This is a genomic window from Alteromonas sp. BZK5 (genome assembly GCF_014349115.1).
GTDB classification, from domain to species: Bacteria; Pseudomonadota; Gammaproteobacteria; order Enterobacterales; family Alteromonadaceae; genus Alteromonas; species Alteromonas macleodii.
The window spans coordinates 1-13226 of record NZ_JACSOE010000089.1; the positions used below are offsets into that span (position 1 = coordinate 1).

Sequence of the window (13226 nt, forward strand, 5' to 3'; positions counted from 1 at the left end):
AGAGCCCGGTTTAATGCACCTGACTTGAAATCAGACGTGGGGTCAAACCCACCGGGGGTTCGAATCCCTCACTCTCCGCCAAATACGAAAAACCCGCACTTAGTTGCGGGTTTTTTTATGGGTCAAATAAAAACGTGCTGCTAGAACGTCTTCAACCAACCTCGTTACACGTTGTAGTGTCGATACTTATCACCGCATAAAAATCATTATTCTTATCGTTGTACAAATAATTAACTGTAATTCCATGTCGCCTAAAAATTTCTTGCGAGGGTGAAGTGCACACATACGGATAGAGCTTCTTTTGTTGTTCCTCTACAAATTGATTAACGCCTTTGTTTTGAGTCAACGTCATAGAGCGATAGTGATAAGTGATCTCTCCGTCACTGGTTGATAGGCGCTCCATAGTGAGTGTTGGGTTTACAATTAAAGGGGTACTCTTATTGCCTTTGCGAACGGCTTCATTGAGAAGCGCATTAGTATAGTTGTCAGCTGCAGTCGCGGGTGAACCGTACAACGAGAGCAGCGTTACTGCTATGTAAATTACTGATTTCATGTTAAGAAAAATCCTTTTTCGTTTCTGAAGGTGTGAAGGTATAAACGTATAAGTATGCTGTTTACCGACGCAGCTTAATTAGCCAACGTTGAATCGGGCATTTAGTAAGCTAGGTAAACGTAACATGATAACCAACGGTATCTCCATGCTTTTTATGATCACGAGCTTTAAGTTAAACGGTGTTTCACAGCATCATCGCAGGCATAAGTTTGTTATGAAATATTTTCTGATCTCATCCTGTCTGTATCTTGTAATTACAGGACATTCCATAAAAACCTAGTTATGTCGCGCTTTATTCATAAAAGCTTGGTATACATAAAGGGTTAGCAATCAACTGAAATCATTACGGCATTTTAAAGCGCTCTTCTTTTAGTCTTATGGCGCTGGTCCTACGCAGTTGGTAGTAATAACAAAAATCGAGAGGACATTATGCAGGCAATGCCCACACTTAATTTACGGGACGGAACAGTTGAGCAAAAAAGACAGGAAATAAAGGCTTATTTCCTCGATTCCTTTGATACCTACGAATCACTTTTTTCTTGTCTTGCCAATGATGACGTATTTTATCAACGACCTGAAAAGTTGCGCCATCCGTTAATTTTCTATTTTGGTCATACTGCTACTTTCTTTATCAATAAATTAGTACTGTCTAAGGCAATAAACGAGCGCATTAACCCAAAATTTGAATCGCTATTTGCCATTGGTGTTGATGAAATGAGTTGGGATGATCTTAACGATGAAAATTACGACTGGCCGAAGGTGGAAGAGGTGCGTCAATATCGTAATCAAGTGCGCACATTGGTATGCGATTTAATAGATACCATGTCTTTCAGCATGCCTATTGACTGGGAAAGTCCAATGTGGCCCGTTGTTATGGGAATAGAGCATGAACGTATTCATTTAGAAACCTCATCTGTTCTAATCAGACAGCTACCCATTGCATCGGTACGCCCCAGCCCAGAATGGCCTGCATGTAGCATTATGCAAACTAATGCTGAAGCGTTAGAGGCTAATGTTTTAATGACCGTTCCGGCACAGAAAGTCATAAATGACAAAGCGTGGGACAGTGCTTATTACGGCTGGGACAATGAATATGGTTCTCAGCAAGAATCCGTTAGCGAGTTTAGTGCGTCTAAATTTCTTGTAAGTAATGGTGAGTATTTATCGTTTGTGCAAGACGGCGGCTATAACAACGCAAAATACTGGGAGGCTGAAGGCAATAAGTGGCGTGAATACACTAAAGCTCAGTATCCTGTATTTTGGATTAAAAAGGGTGATGATTATTTATATCGCAGCATGCTTGAAGAGCATCCACTACCTTTAGATTGGCCTGTGGATGTGAATTATCATGAAGCGAAAGCATTTTGTAACTACTTGAGTGAAAAAACGGGTGATCTTATTCGTCTGCCGACTGAAAATGAATGGCAAGCGTTACGACAGCAGGCTGGTGTAACACAAACCGTATACAGCGAAGGATTCAACATAGCGCTGCAAAAGTATGCGTCGAGTGAACCTGTTAATGTTAATAAGTCCGGCGAATTTTATGATGTTGTTGGCAACGTATGGCAATGGACAGAAACACCCATCTATCCGTTTGAGGGCTTTAACGTTCATCCTTTATATGACGACTTTACAACACCAACATTCGACAATAAGCATAACCTCATTAAAGGCGGTAGTTGGGTATCTACAGGTAACGAAGCAATGAAAGATAGTCGTTACGCTTTTAGGCGCCACTTCTTTCAGCACGCGGGGTTTCGGTATGTTCAAGGAAAGCGAGTTATAGCAGTGAACGATTTTGATTATGAAAGTGATACACAGGTTTCGCAATACAGTGAATTCCATTACGGCGACGAGTACTACGGCGTCCCTAATTTTGCTAAAGCCAGTGCGCAGTTTTGTATTGACGCTATGCAAGGGCGTCAACACGCTAAAGCGTTAGATTTAGGGTGTGCCGTTGGTCGGTCTACCTTTGAACTTGCAAAATACTTCGATCATGTCGATGGCATCGATTTTTCTGCACGCTTTATAAAAACAGCGTTTGAGATGCAAGAGCGTGGTGAAATACGCTATAACCTTATAGAAGAAGGTGAACTTACGTCGTTTAAGGCGCGCAAGCTCTCCGCGCTCGGTTTAGATGACAGTGTAGACAACGTTGCTTTCGCACAAGGTGATGCCTGTAATTTGAAGCCGCAATTCACAGGCTACGACTTGATCTTCTTAGGCAACCTTATTGATAGAGTGTATAGTCCAAGAAAGGTATTAACGGACATGGCCACGCGGCTAAATAAAGGTGGATTGCTCGTTGTCGCCAGCCCCTTTACATGGTTGGAAGAGTATACCGAAAGAAGTGAATGGTTGGGCGGCTACAAAGATGAAAATGGTGAAACGCTTAGCTCTACTCAGGCGCTTGAAGATGCATTAGGTCAGAGCTTTAAACGAATTGCTGAACCTAAAGACATTCCATTTGTCATTCGAGAAACAAAGCGGAAATACCAACATACGCTTTCTGAATTTAACGTGTTTGAAAAGATAGAATAACACGGTGTCTATTAAAGTGTGTGTGTAATATAAAGTGAGCGCGGTACGCGTGTTTCGCGCTTATAAATATAATAGATTTCAGAAGGCCTTTAGCCAATAGTAAATGCGTAAGGCTATATAGATAGGATAATGTGAAGGTGAGCAACGCGCTAAGCCATCTCCCCGTGTTCAACGCTATGCAAAGCGAGTTTATGCCTTACAAGGATGTATGGCAGGCACCTTCTCACCTGAAACTCGATCAAACCCGTCTTAAATATTCAGCGATATTTCGCCGCTTTCAGGGCGCGTCTTCATCTCAAGCGAACGTTGTCGCGTCTCAGCAAGACCCTATTCCAATGTGGATAGCGGATATGGACATCCCGCCTTGTGATGAAATTCTCAGCGCGATTACACAAAACCTTCGCTCTACTTATGGATATCAGTCCCTTGATATCGGTGACGCGGTAGCAAAACGTTTTGAGCGTACCACGCAAAAAAGTAGTCGCTTTAAAGTAGAAAGTGGCGATGTTGTGGATGTTGCGAGCGCAATAGGAGCAATAGACGTTGCGCTTCACACTTTTTGCCAACCTGGTCAAAAAGTCATGGTATTAACACCAACTTATTCCCCTTTAACGGAGGCTATTAAAAATAACGGCTTAACGCCAGTATCTATTCCAGTCATTCAAAACGCGCGTCAAATTCAGACTAGGCTTTCTGAAGTTTCCGCGACAAAGGGTAGCGACAAGAGTCGTCAGGAAGACATCGAAGGTTCTTACTCAACTATAGATACTTCAGCCTTCGATAGTGCTGCGGCTGCATTCGTGATTTGCCATCCTAATAACCCTACAGGTACAGTTTTATGTGCAGAGGAGCAGCGTGTTATTGTGAGCTTCTGCGCCAAGAACGATATTTTAATGATCACTGATGAGGTGCACAGCGAGTTTGCATTTAACTCGTCAAATGAACCAACGCTAATCCCCATGTTTGGTGCAGAGGTAAGCAATAAGAGCAAGGGTCGCCAAGAAAGTCTAAACGGTGGTAATATCCATACTCATCAACTGCCACGCATTATCCACATTAATAGCGTGTCCAAGGCGTTTAACCTAGCGAGTATTCCAGGTGCATCGTATGCGGTCATTAAGGATAAAACGATCAGAGAGACGTTTGCCCAAGCTATTAATAGCAGGCACCTGAACGCAAGTAACTTAGGAAAAGTTGCGTTGATTGCCGCCTATGAGAAGGGAAGTACTTGGTTAGACAGCGTAAAAAGTGCGTTGAGCTTCAACCGAAAGCTTGTTGTGTGCTTCTTTGAGCACTATGGTTTATCTGTTAATTATACAATGGGCAGCGCTGGCTATTTCTTGTGGCTAGACCTTTCAACATTCCCTTCGCATTTAACACAGCCGAACAGTATCGCTTCTGTGCATGAAGCTCCTTTAGGTGACGCTTCTCGTCAACCTCTCAAATATTCACCCGTGATCACTGTGGAAGGATGTATTGAGCGAGGCGTGATAGGTAACGACGGCGCGACCTTTGGTTCTCCACACCATATTAGGCTAAATTTAGCCTGTCACCCTGCGGTTGTAGAAACCGCGCTGCAAAGACTGTGCTTTATTTCTTAGCGTAGCTTAACCCGCATCTGTTGACCGATAGTTAGTTTAATTCTAAATATTAGAATAATATGCTCAAATATATGACATTTTATTTCTATTAAAGAGGATTAAAATGGCCTTATTAAATAATTAGCCCTTAACACATGTTCTATCGCCCAGCGTTACTCCTGCTGGGCAGAAGAGTCAGTGGCGGCTTACGGTTATAAGGAATGCAAGATGATGTATTTGAGAAAAGCGAATGAAAGAGGAAAAGTGAACTTTGGCTGGCTAAAAAGCCAACATAGCTTTTCGTTTGGACATTATTATGATGCAAAACATATGGGGTTTTCAGCGCTACGGGTTATCAATGACGATGTTGTTCAGGCCGGCAGAGGTTTTGAAACCCACGGTCACAGAGATATGGAGATCATTTCATATGTTGTGAGCGGTGCTTTAAAGCACAAAGATAATACCGGTAATGAGTACGTAGTGCCTGCGGGTGACGTGCAAGTAATGAGTGCAGGTAAGGGTATTATGCATTCAGAGTTTAACCCTTCTACTGAAGAGCCTGTTAACTTTCTGCAAATTTGGATTGTGCCCAATGAAAAAGGCGGTACGCCCAGCTATGCGCAAAAAACCTTTGGGACACAGGCGGGTGGAAATAACCATGATTCAAAGCTTGAATTATTAGTAAGTGATGACGGTAGGGAAGGGTCGTTACGCATTAAGCAAAATGCGGCAATCAGCCGTTTAACTTTGAAAGCTGGCGAAACATGGGAGCATGGCACTGAAGACCAAAAGGGTTACCTTCATATGATTAGCGGTAATGTACAGGCTATGGTAGACAGTGAAACTAATGTAGTTGAAATAGAGGCAGGCGATGCTTTGGGTATTTACGAGCAAGACATCATTCGTCTGAAAGCCTCAGAGGAAAGTGTGGCCTTGTGGTTTGAATTACCTAGATAGCTGCCTAAAAGTAATCTAGATCAATAATTTAGTTTCAAATTGTGTATCTCTACTTCACGAATTCTTATCTCGTGGTATGATGACTTGGATAAGGTTAAAGGCTGGTAATACTTCTCATTAATGAGCATTATCAGTCTTTATTCCAGTTGTATGTAAAACTGAAGTCAGTGAGATACTAGAGTGATAAAAATAATCCTAGCAGATGACCATGATTTGGTCAGAACAGGGATACGCCGGATTCTGGAAGACGTAGACGATTTTACTATTCTCGCAGAAGCGAAGAACGGTGAAGACGCGGTACTTTTGTGCCGAAAAAACGCGCCAGATGTGGTACTCATGGACGTGAATATGCCCGGTATTGGTGGACTGGAAGCGACAAAAAAAATTGTTCGTATGTCTGAAAATACGCGTGTTATTTGTGTTTCAATGCACAAGGAAAGTCCTATTCCAATGCAAGTTATGGACGCAGGCGCATACGGTTTTCTGACAAAAGATGCAGAGCCAGACGAAGTAATACGCGCTATCCATAAAGTTGCGGCAGGACAAAAGTATATTGATCAAGAAGTGGCCAATAGCATAGCCATCGGTAAGTTATTGCCTAGTTCGGATAATCCGTTTGACGAGCTATCGAGTAGAGAACTTACAATAGCAATGCGATTAACCGAAGGTCACAAAGTGCCGGATATAGCCCGAGAACTCAGTATTAACTCAAAAACGGTTAATACTTACCGTTACCGAATGTTTCAAAAGTTAGGCGTAAATTCTGATGTAGAGCTAACGCACTTGGCCTATCGTCATAAGCTTATCAATCCTAACACCTTTTAAGCGTCACTAGACGCGCAACGTCAAAGTGATTATGTCTGCATTTGATTCAGCAGCATTTCTTAAGAATCTAACCTCTCAACCTGGCGTGTACCGCATGTACAATAGTCAGGAAGAGGTTATTTACGTAGGAAAAGCCAAAAACCTTAAAAAGCGTGTATCAAGCTATTTTCGTAGTAATCTTGATAACGCCAAAACGCGTTCGCTAGTTAGTCAGATTGCGAACATGGATGTCACGGTTGTAAACAGCGAAACCGAAGCGTTCTTGCTTGAGAACAACTTCATCAAGAAATACAAACCGCGTTACAACGTGGTCATGCGTGACGACAAGTCTTATCCCTTTATCTTCTTATCCGACCACGAACATCCAAGGCTTTCTTTCCATCGCGGCCCTCAAAAGAAAAAGGGCGAATACTTTGGCCCATACCCCAGTGCGTGGTCGGTGCGAGAAAGCTTGCGTTCAATGCAGCGAATCTTCCCCGTACGTCAGTGCGAAGATAGCTATTACCGAGCACGCAGCAGACCTTGTCTTCAGTATCAGATGCAGCGCTGCAGTGCGCCGTGTGTAGAAGGCTATGTGAGCGATGAAGAATATAAAGAGCAGGTCAATTTTGCACGCTTGTTCTTGAAAGGTAAAAACCAGCAGGTCATTGGTGGGCTGGTGGAAAAGATGGAAGCAGCCAGCGAGGCACTCAACTTTGAAGCCGCTGCCCGTTACCGCGATCAGATTAATGCACTAAGAAAAGTTCAAGAACGACAGTGGGTTGCCGGTACTCAAGACGAAATGGATGTGTTTGGGTTTGCGTTCAAAGGCAATATGGCGTGTATTCAGGTAATGTTTATTCGTGAAGGGCAGTTGTTAGGCAGCAAGGCCTATTTTCCCAAAGTACCCAACACTGCCGATGAACAAGAAGTTTTTGAATCTTTCTTCCTACAGTTCTATCTGGCGGGTAACAAAGTTATTCCCAAGCAGATAGTACTTAGCAATACATTAACTGACGAAGACGCTATAGCAGATGTACTAGCCAGTGAAGCGGGACACAAGGTCCAGTTCTTCAAAGGGGCGAGGGAAGAGAAGCGCAAGTACCTGCAGCTGGCGCAGTCAAATGCGCAAACTGCGTTAGATGCTCAATACAGTCAGCAAAAGTCTGTGTTTGCACGCTATCTCGACTTAGAAGCGGCACTGGAAGTTGATACGCCTATTCAACGCATGGAGTGTTTTGATATATCACATACGTCTGGCCAGCAAACGGTTGCTTCGTGCGTGGTATTTAATCGTGAAGGTCCGCACAAAAGTGACTATCGCCGATACAATATAGAAGGCATTACCCCAGGTGATGACTACGCGGCCATGGCACAGGCGTTAAAACGTCGCTACAAGTCAGTGAAAGAAGTGCAAAAAATACCTGACCTTCTATTAATAGACGGTGGTAAAGGACAGCTTGCCCAAGCAGAAGCGTTTTTTGAAGATTGGCCCCATGATAAAAAGCCTATGCTGTTAGGCGTGGCAAAAGGCACCACCCGTAAGCCTGGCTTAGAAACACTAATACTGGCAGGTAGCCATCAGGTTCTGCCGATGGATAGCCATTCGCCAGGGCTTCACCTTATTCAGCATATTCGCGATGAATCTCACCGATTTGCCATTACTGGGCACCGCAACCGACGCCAGAAAGTTAAAACCACGTCGAGTTTGGAAAGCATACCTGGTATTGGTGCTAAACGCAGACAAACACTGCTTAAATTCATGGGGGGCTTGCAGGGTCTTAAGAAAGCCAGCAAAGATGAAATTTCAAATGTACCTGGTATAAGCCCTGAACTGGCGGAAACTATTTACGACCACCTTCATCAATAAATGAATGAGTAACAAGCAATGCATTACAAATTAAGGTAATGTGTTAGAAAAATGAAAGATGCAGAGCTTATACGCTACCGCGCTAAAACGCCTATAGAGGCATAACACCGAGACGTACTTTTTATGTGGACTGTTCCAAACTGTATTACTTTATTCCGAGTAATCCTTATTCCTGTATTTGTAGTTGTTTATTTTCTTGATTGGCGCTGGGCGCACGAGGCAGGCGCATTTATTTTTTGGCTTGCGGCAATAACGGACTGGTTTGACGGCTATCTAGCAAGAAAACTACAGCAGTCTACACCCTTTGGTGCATTCTTAGATCCTGTAGCAGACAAGCTCATTGTGGGCGCTGCTCTTCTTATGATTACTCATAGTTATGCAAACCTGTGGATCACGTTGCCATCTATTGCGCTATTGGTTCGTGAAATTTATGTGTCGGCGTTACGTGAATGGATGGGTTCGAATGGTGTAAGGGATGCGGTTAAAGTGTCTTTTATAGGTAAAGCAAAAACCACTGCGCAAATGTTAGCCTTAATTGGCTTGTTGTCGGGATTAGAAACCTTCATGGGTATCACAATTTATTGGGTTTCGTTAGGTTATATTCTTTTATATTTCTCAGCAGTGCTGTCAATTTGGTCAATGTTTGTTTATACAAAAGCGGCCTGGCCACACCTTCGAAGTGGCGCAGTAAAGTGAAATTGATCGTACATTAATCAAAGTGAATAAAAAAATAGCAAACGATCATAAAAAACCGCATTTATCTCAATTTAAACGCTTTTTTGTGTTGACAGTTTTGAATGGGTAGGTAGAATGCACCCCACATTTCGAGAGGACATCAACCAAACGAAATGGTCGATTAAGACATGCGGGAATAGCTCAGTTGGTAGAGCACGACCTTGCCAAGGTCGGGGTCGCGAGTTCGAATCTCGTTTCCCGCTCCAATCTCTTAGAGATGAGTTTTAATCACACGCCAGACGCATCTGGCGGAATGGCAGAATGGCTATGCAGCGGATTGCAAATCCGTCTATCTCGGTTCGACTCCGGGTTCCGCCTCCAAACGCTGCAACGCAGCATCAGGTTCTACGCCTGACACCTTTGCTGAAAAGCAACCCGATGCCCGGGTGGTGAAATTGGTAGACACAAGGGATTTAAAATCCCTCGCTGGTAACAGCGTGCCGGTTCAAGTCCGGCCCCGGGCACCATTTATTGGTTCTACCCCATAAAGGGGGGAGCAGCAGTCAACTTACACAATTGATAACACCATCCCATCCACAATGGGTCACCACTCTTATTCTGTAATTCTCAAAGTTTCTAAAACCATACGCTCTTCTCGATATCATTTTGGGCTGCAGCCCGATTAAACAAGAAGCCTACCTGAAGCCAGCCATCGTATTTTGGTTTGCGTTTTACTTTTTTACTGATACTTTATGTTCAACAAGGAAGGTAAAAAATGATAATAAAGAAAGAAGATGCTTATTCATATAATGACAGAGATGACATGGAGGTTGAGACAATAGGTAGTGTTAGAACCCTTTTAGAAAAACTAGAAAAACTTAAAAGTTCTTCTGATAGCTTTATGCAAAGTAAGTCAGTTCAATACTACAGGGGGCACCCAAGTAAAAATTTCCAAATTCTTCCTAGTGTCTATCGCGACAAAAACTTTTTTCAACAAGAGTCAAGGTTAATAAGAGAGGTAACTCTGCGTTGTCCCGACGATTTCAATAGTTCGAAAAGTGCCTTTGAATCTTTAGTAAAAATGCAACACTATGGAGTCCCAACTCGATTACTGGATATAACAGAAAATCCCTTAGTTGCTCTCTATTTTGTCTGTAGCGAAAGCATAGAGAATAAGCAGAAAAGGTTTGAAGATGGTGAGCTAATTTTGTTCTCAATTCCAGAAAGTGAGATAAAGTACTATGACAGTGATGTTGTCACCATTCTTTCTAATCTAGCATGGACCCCAGAAGACTTTTCGATTAAAAAGTCACATATCAATTATACTCGCCCTTCACCAATTCCAGAAATAGTAAAGCCTAAGCTTCTACACAATATAAGGCTGGAAAAGCCGAGTTTTACTGATTCAATAGATGCACGAGATATATTGACTGTAGCTTGTGTTAAACCAAAATTAACGAACCCTAGAATAATTAAACAAAGCGGGGCATTCATGATTTTTGGAATCGGGGAAGATAATGACGATAAAGGGTTGTATACAAAACTTCGCCCAGCTCCAATTCAAAGACATTGGCTGAATAACGGCAGTAATAAAAGGTTTATCATCCCTCACGACAAAAAAGAAAAAATTTTGAAACAACTTGAACAACTTGGAATAACTGCTGCAACGTTATTCCCTGAGCTTGATAAAGTGTCAGAGTATTTGAAAAAGCAGTTTTTGGGAATGGAGTCCTCAAAACCGGAATTGATTCGTCACCCTCAATTCGTTAGGGGTCCAAAATTTGGTTAGCTTTTTTCGATGACTGTTTGCACGAACTCCCTAAACCTATCACTTAGCCATGCTGGGTATGAATCTATTTTCTCACGTAACCGCTTTCGATATAGGCTGCGCACCACAATCTTTGTTCTGGGCTTGGCCTTGCTGGTGTGAGGTCATACCCTTTTTCCATTAGTACGCACCTGCGCACAACTTATAGTTGGCTACTAACTCATTACTCCCACTGCTTATATCACTTTCTGAAAGCACCAATAACACGTCAATTATCTTATTAAATTTGCACTCTATTTTACTAGGTCGGGTAATTCTTCCCTTCTACCCTGCGCAACGGGGCATAATGCGCTTTCAGTTGTAAAGACTTCTAAACAGACTTCACTCGAGCAAGGTGACATGGTGTACACCCACCACCATAACCTTTACCAACGAGCTTACTTCACAATGCTATTTGCCTATGCTTTTTCACGGGTCCTTTTGGAAAGGGGGGGTTATACGGCACACGGAACCGCGTATCTTTAACAGCTATAGAAAATTTCAAAGGGGGGTTGTATTTTAATTGAGATAACTTCATTAAAATCATTGGTTTAAATGATATGTGAATTCATACTTAGTTCGATTTATATGCTTTGGTTCAATTTAATGGTGGGCACACTGCACCGTTAAATTGAATGTTTGCACTAAGGTATTGTATACCAGACCTAATTTATAAATATTACTCAAAGGGTAACTGAGTTTTACCTCGTTATGGTTGTCCATACCCAATACAGCAAGACCAAAATATAGTGTGTCGAATCGGGCTTCTCTTCGCGTGGAAGCAAAAGGATAAGGGGCGCGGGGTTAGATAGGTATATTTCAACTGCAAAAAGTGCAAATAGTGCAAAAGTTAATAAAAAGCATATATTATTCATCTATCTATAAACTTGCACTCAACGAAAACGGCTTTGCTTCTAGTGCAAAAAGTGCAAATGCTCTATTAAAAAATAAGGAAGTTTAATGCAGTTTGTGAAGAACGGCCCTGAAGTGCCAGCAGCCTTGCTCAAAGCTCACGAAGACGGGAAAGTTGTATTCTTTTGTGGTGCAGGGGTTTCTTATCCAGCCGGGCTTCCAACTTTTAAAAATTTAGTCGATGAGATTTACAACGAACTATCGGAAACAAAAACTGAGCAAGAATGTCAGTCCTATAAAGAAAAGCGTTATGACCAAGTCCTCTCAGCTTTAGAGGCAAGGATAGTAAATGGAAGGGCTGTAGTTAGAAGAGCGTTGTTTAATATACTACAGCCAGACTTAAGTAAGCCTAATTCAACTTTAACTCATGAATCTATTCTCACATTAGCGACCAGTAATAAAGATGAAAGTACTCGTTTAGTAACGACGAACTTTGACCGTATTTTTGAGTTGTCAGCTGACAACTTGGCTCTTAAGTTAGAGTCAAACCAAGCACCTTTTCTGCCGATTCCAAAACCCTCAAAATGGTCGTCGATTGTTTATTTACATGGCCTTTTACCTGAAGATGTAGATGATGTTCAAATCATGAACAGACTAGTATTAACTAGTGGGGATTTTGGTTCAGCATACCTCACTGAAAGGTGGGCGTCTCGATTTGTAGGTGAATTGTTGAGAGGATACGAGGTCTGCTTTATTGGTTACAGTATTGAGGACCAAGTTGTAAGGTATATGATGGATGCTCTAGCTGCCGATAAGCTTTTAGGGGAAAAGACTAAAAGTGCATGGGCATTTGGAGCTTCAACTCGCATAGACATGCATAAAACAGCTAACGAATGGAAGGCAAAAGGCGTTGTGCCTGTTTTATATGAAATTGATGATGACAATGATCATTCTTTGCTTCATTCCACTTTGGAAAAATGGTCAGCTCTATACAGAGACGGTATCGAAGGAAAAGAGCGGTATGTTACTTCGAGTGCGCATTTACTGCCTGTTTCCAGTACAAAAGAGGATAATTTTATTGGCAGGATGCTTTGGGCTTTATTTGATGAAAGTGGCATACCTGCAAAGTCGTTTGCTCAAATCGAACCACCAGCGCCCTTAGAATGGTTTCTAGACGTCATTTCTAAGCCTAAAGCTAGCAATGATATGCTATCAGAACTGTCGGAAATTGGCTTTAATTCCTTATCTAACTTCAACAATTCACTCTTTAGCAATTCCAGTGATGGAGAGCCTTGGGGCAATATTGAGACTAGTTTATCTGGTTGGCTTGTGAAACATTTAGACGATGCCAGGCTACTTTCTTGGGTGCTCAATAATGGTCAACGGCCTGTGAGCCGTTTAAAGCGCCTTATTGAACAAGAATTAGTTAAGATGCAAACGGCACCTAATTCATGCAATGAAGTCGTTTCTAACATCCCAACTAATTATAGTGCGTATTCCGATTTACTTGAACACCCATTCCGGTTTTATTTGAACACCTCAGATCAACGCATCGTTGGCTAGTCGATTTTTACCTTAAGTGTTCAA

Annotated in this window: 10 protein-coding genes and 3 tRNA genes; 11 read left to right on the forward strand and 2 right to left on the reverse strand. The window is 42.3% G+C overall.

Going from position 1 to position 13226, the window contains the following annotated elements:
* Positions 1-151: 151 nt before the first annotated feature.
* Entirely contained in the window at positions 152-553 is a 402-nt protein-coding gene (locus BIZ39_RS17995; protein ID WP_014949614.1) for a hypothetical protein, read from the reverse strand.
* 429 nt (positions 554-982) lie between these two features.
* Between BIZ39_RS17995 and ovoA the strand changes: the two genes are divergently transcribed.
* From ovoA to BIZ39_RS18040, 9 genes are all read left to right on the forward strand, one after another.
* On the forward strand, positions 983-3094 hold the full coding sequence (ovoA, locus tag BIZ39_RS18000) for a 5-histidylcysteine sulfoxide synthase (protein WP_187447635.1): 2112 nt from the start codon (positions 983-985) through the stop codon (positions 3092-3094).
* 137 nt (positions 3095-3231) lie between these two features.
* Positions 3232-4695 carry an aminotransferase class I/II-fold pyridoxal phosphate-dependent enzyme gene (locus BIZ39_RS18005; RefSeq protein WP_187447636.1) on the forward strand — a complete coding sequence of 488 codons (1464 nt, stop codon included), beginning with the start codon at positions 3232-3234 and terminating at the stop codon, positions 4693-4695.
* 207 nt (positions 4696-4902) lie between these two features.
* Positions 4903-5631: a pirin family protein gene (locus BIZ39_RS18010; RefSeq protein ID WP_187447637.1), complete on the forward strand. Its 729-nt coding sequence runs from the start codon at positions 4903-4905 to the stop codon at positions 5629-5631.
* 180 nt (positions 5632-5811) lie between these two features.
* Positions 5812-6456 carry a UvrY/SirA/GacA family response regulator transcription factor gene (gene uvrY / locus BIZ39_RS18015; RefSeq protein WP_156078394.1) on the forward strand — a complete coding sequence of 215 codons (645 nt, stop codon included), beginning with the start codon at positions 5812-5814 and terminating at the stop codon, positions 6454-6456.
* Positions 6457-6487: 31 nt separating this feature from the next.
* Positions 6488-8305: an excinuclease ABC subunit UvrC gene (gene uvrC / locus BIZ39_RS18020; RefSeq protein WP_039227661.1), complete on the forward strand. Its 1818-nt coding sequence runs from the start codon at positions 6488-6490 to the stop codon at positions 8303-8305.
* 123 nt (positions 8306-8428) lie between these two features.
* Positions 8429-9001, forward strand: coding sequence for a CDP-diacylglycerol--glycerol-3-phosphate 3-phosphatidyltransferase (gene pgsA / locus BIZ39_RS18025; protein ID WP_014949608.1), 573 nt, complete (start codon positions 8429-8431; stop codon positions 8999-9001).
* Positions 9002-9170: 169 nt separating this feature from the next.
* Positions 9171-9246, forward strand: a tRNA-Gly gene (locus BIZ39_RS18030).
* Between the two features lie 41 nt (positions 9247-9287).
* Positions 9288-9361: transfer RNA gene (locus tag BIZ39_RS18035), tRNA-Cys, on the forward strand.
* A 59-nt stretch (positions 9362-9420) separates the two neighbouring features.
* Positions 9421-9507, forward strand: a tRNA-Leu gene (locus BIZ39_RS18040).
* Between the two features lie 36 nt (positions 9508-9543).
* Here BIZ39_RS18040 and BIZ39_RS22645 read toward each other — a convergent pair.
* Positions 9544-9645: a transposase gene (locus BIZ39_RS22645; protein ID WP_239301186.1), complete on the reverse strand. Its 102-nt coding sequence runs from the start codon at positions 9643-9645 to the stop codon at positions 9544-9546.
* A gap of 110 nt (positions 9646-9755) precedes the next feature.
* Between BIZ39_RS22645 and BIZ39_RS18045 the strand changes: the two genes are divergently transcribed.
* Positions 9756-10769 (forward strand): FRG domain-containing protein, encoded by a 1014-nt coding sequence (locus tag BIZ39_RS18045; protein ID WP_187447638.1) that lies wholly within the window; start codon positions 9756-9758, stop codon positions 10767-10769.
* Between the two features lie 978 nt (positions 10770-11747).
* Entirely contained in the window at positions 11748-13202 is a 1455-nt protein-coding gene (locus tag BIZ39_RS18050) for an SIR2 family protein (protein ID WP_187447639.1), read from the forward strand.
* Positions 13203-13226 lie beyond the last annotated feature (24 nt).

Coding starts and splice junctions, on each gene's coding strand:
- BIZ39_RS17995 (WP_014949614.1), bottom strand. CDS start 553: ATGAAATCAGTAATTTACATAGCAGTAACGCTGCTCTCGTTGTACGGT.
- ovoA (WP_187447635.1), top strand. CDS start 983: ATGCAGGCAATGCCCACACTTAATTTACGGGACGGAACAGTTGAGCAA.
- BIZ39_RS18010 (WP_187447637.1), top strand. CDS start 4,903: ATGATGTATTTGAGAAAAGCGAATGAAAGAGGAAAAGTGAACTTTGGC.
- uvrC (WP_039227661.1), top strand. CDS start 6,488: ATGTCTGCATTTGATTCAGCAGCATTTCTTAAGAATCTAACCTCTCAA.
- pgsA (WP_014949608.1), top strand. CDS start 8,429: ATGTGGACTGTTCCAAACTGTATTACTTTATTCCGAGTAATCCTTATT.
- BIZ39_RS22645 (WP_239301186.1), bottom strand. CDS start 9,645: ATGATATCGAGAAGAGCGTATGGTTTTAGAAACTTTGAGAATTACAGA.
- BIZ39_RS18045 (WP_187447638.1), top strand. CDS start 9,756: ATGATAATAAAGAAAGAAGATGCTTATTCATATAATGACAGAGATGAC.
- BIZ39_RS18050 (WP_187447639.1), top strand. CDS start 11,748: ATGCAGTTTGTGAAGAACGGCCCTGAAGTGCCAGCAGCCTTGCTCAAA.